The organism is Nonomuraea sp. NPDC003201 (genome assembly GCF_053590415.1).
On sequence record NZ_JBSFTC010000417.1, the window covers coordinates 1 to 7,741 of the forward strand.

The following is a 7,741-nucleotide window of genomic DNA, read 5'->3' on the forward strand; positions in this document are numbered from 1 at the left end:
GGCCCCGTCGCGGTCCGCGGCCACCTGGCGGCCTTCCTGCCCGGCCACCCGCTGCACGACGGCACGCCGGTGGGTCCCGTCTCGGCGGCCCCGTACGGCTCGGCCGGGATCCTGCCGATCTCGTGGGCGTACATCAGGATGATGGGCTCCGAGGGCCTCACGGCGGCCACCGAGCAGGCGATCCTGTCGGCCAACTACCTGGCCAGGCGGCTCGCCCCGCACTACCCCGTGCTCTACACGGGGCGCGGCGGGCTGGTGGCCCACGAGTGCATCGTCGACCTGCGGCAGATCACCAAGGAGACCGGGGTCACCGTGGACGACGTGGCCAAGCGGCTCATCGACTACGGCTTCCACGCGCCGACCATGTCGTTCCCCGTGGCGGGGACGCTGATGATCGAGCCGACCGAGAGCGAGGACCTCGGGGAGCTCGACCGGTTCGTGGACGCGCTGATCGCCATCCGCGGCGAGATCGACAAGGTGGCGTCGGGGGCCTACGACCCGGCGGACAACCCGCTGCGGAACGCGCCCCACACGGCCGAGTCGGTCAGCGCCGACGAGTGGACCCACCCGTACACGCGCGGCGAGGCCGCCTATCCGCTGCCGTCGGTGCGGGACGGGAAGTACTGGGTGCCGGTGCGCCGGATCGACCAGGCCTACGGGGACCGCAACCTGGTCTGCTCCTGCCCGCCGCTGGAGGCGTACGAGGACTAGGAGCTCACCGCGGGCGCGGCTTCACCACCGCGCCCGCGCCGACCACGGGCCCCCCTGGCGGGCGTCCGTCACCCCGTGGGGGGCATCGCGGGGGTCGGGTTGGCGTGGGATCATCGGCTGGGAGGCCGGTGATGGGCGACGGCGCGGTGGGCGACCTGGTCAGGGGGCAGGTGTGCCTGTTATCCGGGCTGACCGTCTGCCTGGTGATCATGCCCGGTGCCTCTCCTTCAACTGCGGGATGAGCGACTTCGGCGTCCACTGGCGCACGGTCGTCCCGTACGCCGTCGGGTTCCTCGGCGCGGCCCTCTACACCAGGAGAGCGCTGCGGGCCGCCGCGCCCGCCCTCCCCGCGCCGCGGTTCGTGGCGGTGGCCGGGGACTCGTTCGCGGTGCTGCTGGTGGGGATCCTGCTCACGCCTTACACCCTCGGGAGCGGCGTGCACTGGGTTCACAGGTCGTTCGGGGCGGCGTTGTTCCTGCACGAGCTGGTGCTGGCGGTGCGCATGGTGTCGTGGGCGTCCGCCGGGGCGATGCTGGTCGGCTTACAGGTGGCCGCCGGGGTGGCCTGCGGCGTGTCGGTCGTGCTGGCCGAGGGGCCGCTGGTGGTGGGGCAGGCGGTGTTCCAGCTGGCGTTCGGGCTGGTCATGATCAGGACCGTACGCCTGCTGCTGCGCAGGGGTCCGAAGCCGGTCAGTCCTTCCGCGTCAACTGAGCAGACATGATCGACAGAAATGGTTAGGCTCGGTGCGACCGTCGCCAGAAGGAGCTCTCTTGACGTCCTCAGAGCTGGAGACCCCGCCCCTCGACGCCGCCCGCCGCCTGGCCGAACGCGGTGATCTCGACGGCGCCGCCGCCATCCTCGCCGAGCTGGCCGCCGACCCCCACGGCCCGGACCGGGCCCAGGCCGCGGTGGGGCTCGCCGTGGTGCTGGAGGAGCGCGGCGACGTGGAGGCCGCCAGGGCCGCCGCCAGGACCGCGCTGGCCACCGGGCACCCCGAGTACGCCGCCCAGGCCGCCTGCCACCTGGCCCAGGGGTTCGAACGGGAGGGCCGCGCCGAGCAGGCCAGGGCCGCCTGGCAGGCCGTCCTGGGGGTCGGAACGGCCGCATATGTGCCGCTGGCCCACCTCGCGCTGGCCCGGCTGGCGACGGCCGCCGGAGACCTGGACGAGGCCGAGAAGGAGCTGCGGGCCGCGATGGAGGGCGGCGACCCGGGTGTCGGCGCGCGGGCGGCCCAGGAGCTGGCCGACCTGCTGCTGGAGCACGGGGAGCCGGGGGCGGCGGCCGACGTGCTCCTGGAGGCGCTGGAGGACGCCCCGGCAGAGGAGGTGCCGGGGCTGCGGGTCCAGCTCGGGATCACGCATCTGGAGCTGGCCTGCGCGGAGTTCGCCGAGACCGTCGAGTACGGGGCGGACCCGCAGACCAGCGCCCTGGCCATCGAGCTCCTGGCCCGGACGCTGCCGCTGCGGGGGCGCGCCGACGACGCGGGGCGGGTGTGGTCGTACGGGCTGGAGCACGAGGACGAGACCCTCGCCGCCGAGGTCCGCCTCCGCTACCACCGCGACGCCTGACGCGCTGGCGGGCTGTGGCCCCCCTGACGCACACCTGACTGCTGCGCCCGTTTGGCGCCCCTGACCGGACCGAGGCGTCCGGGCAGGGGAAAGGGCGGGGGCGCTCCCGTAGGCCTCCGCCGCGTTTGCGCCGAGGTCAGTTGCGGCGCATGATGGCCGCGGCCGAGGCCACGTTGATGACCACGATCGCGATCCACGTGATCGTCAGCCCCACCAGCCCCGCGTTGCCGGCCGCGATGGCCGTCAAGGGGATGCCGATGCCCATCGAGCCCAGCGCGATCGGGATCATCGCCGCGCCAGGAGGGCTCTTCTGCCGGTGCGGAGTGGCGCCGTGGTGATCCAGCTCGGAACGTACGCGGGCGGAGATCGTGGCGTCGAGCCGCTCCACGAACGACTCGACGAGCGCGGCTTCGTACTCGGGACCGAGGTCCCGGCGGGCGTCCAGGGTGGCCTGGAGATCATCCCGGATGGGGCGCTTATCTGGCATGACAGCAATCATCCATCGCCGACGCCACGCCGTCATCCAACCTGAGGGCTAGGGCGCGATCCTCCCCAGGTACGGTGCTGGCATGGAGGTCATGACCCCGCGAGGGCCCGCGCTCGTCCAGGTGGACGAGGTGGCGGACCCGCGGCTGCTGCTGGTGCTCACCCACGGTTCGGCCGGGGGAGTGGACGCTCCCGACCTGCTCGCCGTACGGGACGCCGCCATCGAGGCCGGGGCCGTCGTGGCCAGGGTGACGCAGGCGTTCAGGGTGGCGGGGGCGCGGGCGCCGGGGTCGGCGGTCAAACAGGACGAGGCGTGGGAGATCGTCCTCAAGGAGGTGCGTACGCTCTGGCCGGGGCTGCCGCTGGTGCAGGGAGGGCGGAGCAACGGGGCGCGGGTCGCCTGCCGTACGGCCGGGGCGGTCGGCGCGGCGGCCGTGGTGGCGCTGGCCTTTCCGCTGCACCCGCCCGGGAAGCCGGAACGCTCCAGGGCCGACGAGCTACGCGGCGCCGGGGTGGACGTGCTGGTGGTCAACGGGGACCGGGATCCGTTCGGCGTGCCGGACGCCGCTGACGCGGCACGCCTGGTGGTGCTGCCGGGGGAGGGACACGACCTCAAGAAGGACCCCGCCCGAGTGGGCGAGGTCGTGGCGGAGTGGATAGCCCACTACGCCTAGTTCACGCCGCGCCGACCACGGGTCGGTGTGGTGCGATGGCGGCGCCGCTGGGCAGCAGCTCCCCGGTGTCCTCGAACAGGACGACACCGTTGCAGAGCAGGCTCCACCCCTGTTCGGGGTGGCAGGCGAGAGTGCGTGCCTTCTCGCGGTCGGGCGCCTCGGCATCCGGACAGGCCGGGTCGTGCGGGCACATCGGCGTGCCTCCGATATCTCGTGGGATGCTCCCGTTGGGAGGGGCGGGAGCCGGCTCGGGTAATTGTTCTGGCAAGTGTGCGACGGATGTCACACTCCCGGACATAGTCCATCAGGACTGTTACAGAAGGGATCCCCGTTCGTGTGACCTTCGACACAGCGTGCCGTATGCAGGATAACGGTCCAAGCGCGACACGCGCACTACGTTTGCAATCCCTTGAGCAGAGCGTCGAGTCCGCGCTCGAAATCGATATCAGCCCTTTCGTCCCGCCTGACCCATTCATCAACCTCAGGATCGGCCCAGCCCGACTGCTGTACCTCGACGGCCACGCTCCCGAAGACGAAGGCTCTCAGCGCCCGTACGGCCTCCGCCGCGTCGGGCAGCCCGCCGTCGGCGAGCTGCTCGGTCTGGTCCCTGATGGCGATGGCCGTGGCGCCCTTGGGAGGCTTGGTCAGGGCCAGCGCCAGCACGCCCGGATGCTCGCGCAGCAGCTCCCGCCCCGCCCGGCACCAGGCCTTGGCCGTCTCCTGCCAGGTGGCCGCCTGCTCGACGCGGACCGCGGTGACGTGCTCGGCCAGGGCGTCCATCAGCGCCTCCTTGCCCCTGGGCAGGTGGTGGTAGATGGCCATGGCCTCCACCTCCAGGGCGTCGCCCAGACGGCGCATGGTGAGCCGGCGCAGGCCCTGGCTGTCGGCGATGTGGAGTGCGGCCTCGATGATGCGCTCGCGGGAGAGCGGGACCGGCGGTCTCTTGGCGGGCATGGAGATCATCTTACTTCGTAAAGCCGGTCGCGCCGGGTCGATTTCCCGCTGTGTCGTACGACGGCGTACTCTTGGCGGTTGAACGAGTGCCGGCTGTGTGAAAGGGCAGGGTCGATGGCGTTTTTCCGTCCGCGGGTGAGCCGGGAGGCCGAGGTTCGCTACCACGCGGACCAGGAGATCTCCAAGAGCTTCCCCGAGTTGCTCGACAAGGCCCGAGAAGCCGAGGAGACGCTGCGTGTGCTGCGGGCCGCGGCGGCCGATGAGATCGAGCTGATGGCAGCCGGGCGGGCCTTCGACCGCGCGCTGACCGACGCCCTGCGCGCCGCCGAGGCGGGGCAGCGGGCCACGTTCGGGGTGAAGGCCTACGACGACCGGATCGCGCGCCGCAAGGCCAAGGCGACGCCCGCCGGGTCGATGTGGACGGCCGAGGTCGACCGGCTGCGCACGCTGCGCGAGGACAACCGGATGTGGGGGATCCCGCGCGTGCCGCGCCCGGTGCCCGCGACCCTCTGACGCCTTGCCCATCTCACGGGCATAAGACCCACGGGCATGAAGAAGCCCCGGCACAGCCTCCCTCGTTGTGCCGGGGCTTCGGTTTTCAGCTCGCCCAGTCCAGCAGCGGACGGGTGTTGCTGGGGTGGCGGAGCTTGGAGAGCGACTCCTTCTCCAGCTGGCGGATCCGCTCCCGGGTCAGCCCCAGGTGCTTGCCGATCTCGTCCAGCGTGTGGGGCTTGCCGTCCACCAGGCCGAAGCGGAGCGCCATGATCCTCGCCTCCCGGGGCGAGAGGTTGTCGAGCACGCCGCGCAGCTGGTCGCCCAGCAGCTGACGGTCGACGATCTCCGAAGCCTCGGGCGAGTCCACGTCCTCGATGAGGTCGCCGATCGTGGTCTCCCCGTCCTCGCCGATCGTGGCGTTGAGCGAGATCGGCTGGCGGCTGGTGCGCAGCAGCTCCTCGATCTGGTCGGGCGTCTTGTCCAGCTCGACGGCCAGCTCCTCGGGCGTGGGCTCGCGCCCCAGGCGCTGGTGCATGTCACGCTCGATGCGCGACAGCTTGGACAGCATCTCCAGCACGTGCACCGGCAGGCGGATCGTACGGGCCGAGTCGGCGAAACCACGCTGGATGGCCTGCCTGATCCACCACATGGCGTACGTGGAGAACTTGAAGCCCTTGGTGTAGTCGAACTTCTCCACGGCCCTGATCAGCCCCAGGTTGCCCTCCTGGACCACGTCCAGCAGCGACATGCCGCGGTCGGTGTACTTCTTGGCGACCGACACCACGAGCCGGAGGTTGGCCTCCAGCATGTGGTCCTTGGCCCGCTTGCCGTCCTCGATCACCAGGAGGAGGTCATCCTGGGCGGAGACGGACAGGTCGGGCTCGGTCTCCAGCTTGTACTCGGCGTACAGGCCCGCCTCGATCCGCCGGGCCAGCTCGACCTCCTGCGCCGCGGTGAGCAGCGTGCGGCGGCCGATGGACTTGAGGTAGGTGTGCACGGAGTCGCCCATGGCCGACTGGGTGTCGTCCAGGTCGATCTGCTCGTTCTCGATCTCGGAGTCCTCGGCGCTCAGCTCGAGGTCCTCCGGCACGTCCTCCTCGTGCTCCGGCTTGGGCTCGGACCGGGTCACGGCCTTGGCGGCCGCCTCGGTGGAGTTGGCCGGGGCGGTTTTTACCGTGCCGTTCCTGGACGGGGCGGTTTTTGCCTCCGCCACCTTGCGGCCGGTAGTCTTTGCACGCGCGGGCTTCCTGGGGGCCTTCTTCGGGGCGGTCTTGCTGAGAGACGGCTCGTTCTCGGCGGCCAGGCTCACACCGCTCTCCGAGAGCTCGCGCAGGATCGTGCGGCCTTCGGAAGGGCTGATGCCGGCGTCGGCGAACGCGTCACGCAGCTCCGCGAGAGAAAGGTGACCCTGGGCTCGCCCTCGTTCAATGAGTTGGTCGAGAGTCGCAGATGGGGTCGCTACGGCGGTTCTGGGCATGAGGACACCTCCTCCGTACGGAGTCGAAGCGATCAGGCAGGTTGTGGTGGGGCGGCTTCGGTCCGCACGGCGCACCAGTATCAATAACGCCAATCGCTGTCATTTGTTCCCGGTGGGACGAAAAAGGGGCGGATCGCCCGATAGACGAACCGCCCCTCCCGTCAGTCCTATTCCCGGATCTTGATCTCCCCGGCCGACACCTCGGGCATGGGCATCGGCTGGGCGTCCTGCAGACGCTGGTCCGTCCAGTAGTCGACGACCGCGTCGGGGTCGGGGTTGACATCGCGGGAGACCACGATGCCGTCGTCGCTGGTCGTGGGCGTCGGGCTCGACGTCGGCGGTGCCTTCTCCACCACGGCTCGGGTCTCCTTCGCGACCTGGTCGAGCTTGCCCGCCGAGGCGGCCGCCGCGACTGAGGCGCCTCCGACGACGATGACGCCGACGACGGCCGCGGATGCCCACATCTTGCGGGTCTGATCCATGAAGGCTCCCTCCCTCTCCCCAACTAAGACGCAGCCGCAACTCATCAGGTTCCTGCCCGGAGCCGGACGAAGTCGGTCTTCCCGTTCGGCAGCAGCGGCAGCTGGGGCACCAGGCGCAGGCTGCGCGGGGCGGCATGAGGGGGAAGCCTATCGCGGCAGAACGCCCTCAATTGAGGAAGCGTGAGTGGCGTGTCGGGATTGGCGAGCACCACGATGGCGGTGACCAGTTCGCCCCACTCGGCGTCGGGCGTGCCGATCACGGCCACATCGGCCACCTCCGGGTGGGTGCCGAGCACCTGGGCCACGGCGGCGGCCACCACCTTCTCGCCGCCGGTGTTGATCACGTCGTCGGCCCGGCCCAGCACGCGCAGCCGGCCGCCGGCCATTTCGCCCAGGTCGGAGGTGCGGAACCAGTCGCCGTCGAACGGGTCGGCGGCGCCGAAGCGGTAGCCGGAGAACAGCACCGCGCCGGCGATCCTGATCAGCCCGTCCTCGCCGATCTTGACCTCCACGTTGTGAAGGGGCCGGCCGTCGTAGACGCAGCCGCCGCACGTCTCGCTCATCCCGTACGTCGTCACGATCCGGGCGCCGAGCTCCCGCGCCTGCTCCAGCAGCCCCGGCCGGGGCGCGGCTCCGCCGAGCACGATCGTGCGGAACACCGACAGGTCCGCCCCCAGCTCGACCAGCCGGTGGAGCTGGGTGGGGACGAGGGAGACGTGGTCGGCCCCCGAGCCGAGCACCTCGTCCGGGTCGAACCGGGCGTGGATGATCGGCTCGCTCTCCGACAGCAGGGCGCGTACCAGGACCTGGAGGCCGGCGATGTGGGCGACGGGCAGGCAGCACAGCCAGCGCTCGCCCTTGGAGGCCGCCACGTGGCGCAGGGAGGCGGCGGCC

Annotated in this window: 10 protein-coding genes and 1 pseudogene; 5 read left to right on the forward strand and 6 right to left on the reverse strand. The window is 71.2% G+C overall.

Annotated features, from left to right (window positions below; genetic code table 11):
* The 3 genes and pseudogenes from ACWDX9_RS56225 to ACWDX9_RS56235 form a co-directional block, all read left to right on the forward strand.
* Nucleotides 1-711: pseudogene (locus tag ACWDX9_RS56225) on the forward strand (glycine dehydrogenase (aminomethyl-transferring)); the annotation flags it as partial.
* Nucleotides 712-949: 238 nt separating this feature from the next.
* Nucleotides 950-1,432: a hypothetical protein gene (locus tag ACWDX9_RS56230; RefSeq protein ID WP_449971074.1), complete on the forward strand. Its 483-nt coding sequence runs from the start codon at nucleotides 950-952 to the stop codon at nucleotides 1,430-1,432.
* Nucleotides 1,433-1,481: 49 nt separating this feature from the next.
* Nucleotides 1,482-2,279 carry a tetratricopeptide repeat protein gene (locus ACWDX9_RS56235; RefSeq protein WP_449971077.1) on the forward strand — a complete coding sequence of 266 codons (798 nt, stop codon included), beginning with the start codon at nucleotides 1,482-1,484 and terminating at the stop codon, nucleotides 2,277-2,279.
* 136 nt (nucleotides 2,280-2,415) lie between these two features.
* Here ACWDX9_RS56235 and ACWDX9_RS56240 read toward each other — a convergent pair whose 3' ends face one another.
* On the reverse strand, nucleotides 2,416-2,766 hold the full coding sequence (locus ACWDX9_RS56240) for a hypothetical protein (protein WP_363968722.1): 351 nt from the start codon (nucleotides 2,764-2,766) through the stop codon (nucleotides 2,416-2,418).
* A gap of 82 nt (nucleotides 2,767-2,848) precedes the next feature.
* Here ACWDX9_RS56240 and ACWDX9_RS56245 point away from each other — a divergent pair, with 82 nt between their 5' ends.
* On the forward strand, nucleotides 2,849-3,439 hold the full coding sequence (locus ACWDX9_RS56245; protein ID WP_449971080.1) for an alpha/beta hydrolase family protein: 591 nt from the start codon (nucleotides 2,849-2,851) through the stop codon (nucleotides 3,437-3,439).
* A 1-nt stretch (nucleotide 3,440) separates the two neighbouring features.
* Here the strand turns inward: ACWDX9_RS56245 and ACWDX9_RS56250 are convergent, their stop codons facing one another.
* Together ACWDX9_RS56250 and ACWDX9_RS56255 are read right to left on the reverse strand one after the other, a co-directional pair.
* Nucleotides 3,441-3,632: a DUF5999 family protein gene (locus ACWDX9_RS56250; RefSeq protein WP_185074362.1), complete on the reverse strand. Its 192-nt coding sequence runs from the start codon at nucleotides 3,630-3,632 to the stop codon at nucleotides 3,441-3,443.
* 200 nt (nucleotides 3,633-3,832) lie between these two features.
* Nucleotides 3,833-4,393 carry a TetR/AcrR family transcriptional regulator C-terminal domain-containing protein gene (locus ACWDX9_RS56255; RefSeq protein ID WP_449971083.1) on the reverse strand — a complete coding sequence of 187 codons (561 nt, stop codon included), beginning with the start codon at nucleotides 4,391-4,393 and terminating at the stop codon, nucleotides 3,833-3,835.
* Between the two features lie 114 nt (nucleotides 4,394-4,507).
* Between ACWDX9_RS56255 and ACWDX9_RS56260 the strand changes: the two genes are divergently transcribed.
* Nucleotides 4,508-4,906, forward strand: coding sequence for a hypothetical protein (locus ACWDX9_RS56260; protein ID WP_363968718.1), 399 nt, complete (start codon nucleotides 4,508-4,510; stop codon nucleotides 4,904-4,906).
* Between the two features lie 85 nt (nucleotides 4,907-4,991).
* Here ACWDX9_RS56260 and ACWDX9_RS56265 read toward each other — a convergent pair whose 3' ends face one another.
* From ACWDX9_RS56265 to ACWDX9_RS56275, 3 genes are all read right to left on the reverse strand, one after another.
* Nucleotides 4,992-6,365 (reverse strand): RNA polymerase sigma factor, encoded by a 1,374-nt coding sequence (locus ACWDX9_RS56265; RefSeq protein WP_449971086.1) that lies wholly within the window; start codon nucleotides 6,363-6,365, stop codon nucleotides 4,992-4,994.
* A gap of 167 nt (nucleotides 6,366-6,532) precedes the next feature.
* Nucleotides 6,533-6,847 (reverse strand): hypothetical protein, encoded by a 315-nt coding sequence (locus ACWDX9_RS56270; protein WP_350734642.1) that lies wholly within the window; start codon nucleotides 6,845-6,847, stop codon nucleotides 6,533-6,535.
* A 44-nt stretch (nucleotides 6,848-6,891) separates the two neighbouring features.
* Nucleotides 6,892-7,741, reverse strand: an 850-nt coding sequence (locus ACWDX9_RS56275) for an AMP-binding enzyme (RefSeq protein WP_449971088.1), incomplete at its 5' end; no start/stop codon positions are given.